A 278-nucleotide genomic window follows, 5' to 3' on the forward strand; every position below is an offset into this window, starting at 1 on the left:
GGAGACATCGCCCGACAGCGCGTTGACGTCGTCGATGTCGATTGCCTTCTGCCCGTGCGCATAGAGCACCAGCTTCTCGATTTCGCCGCGCGAGGCGAGCCGGTCGCCACCGAGGTTGCGGCGCAGCGCCTGGCGGGCGTCCAGCGTCATCGACATGCCGGCCTTGCGCAGTTCGTCATCGATCACCGTATCAAGATCGCGGGCCTCGTCGGCGTAGCAAGGCAAGGCGATGGCATTGCCTGCGGCCTCGACGATGGCCCTGAGACCGGTGCCCTTCT

The 278-nt window shown here is 66.2% G+C and carries 1 pseudogene; it reads right to left on the reverse strand.

Annotation, left to right across the window (positions count from 1 at the left end):
• A pseudogene (gene holA, locus EN852_RS40620) lies at window positions 1-278 on the reverse strand (DNA polymerase III subunit delta); the annotation flags it as partial.

The organism is Mesorhizobium sp. M2E.F.Ca.ET.209.01.1.1 (assembly GCF_004010375.2).
Taxonomy (GTDB): Bacteria; Pseudomonadota; Alphaproteobacteria; order Rhizobiales; family Rhizobiaceae; genus Mesorhizobium.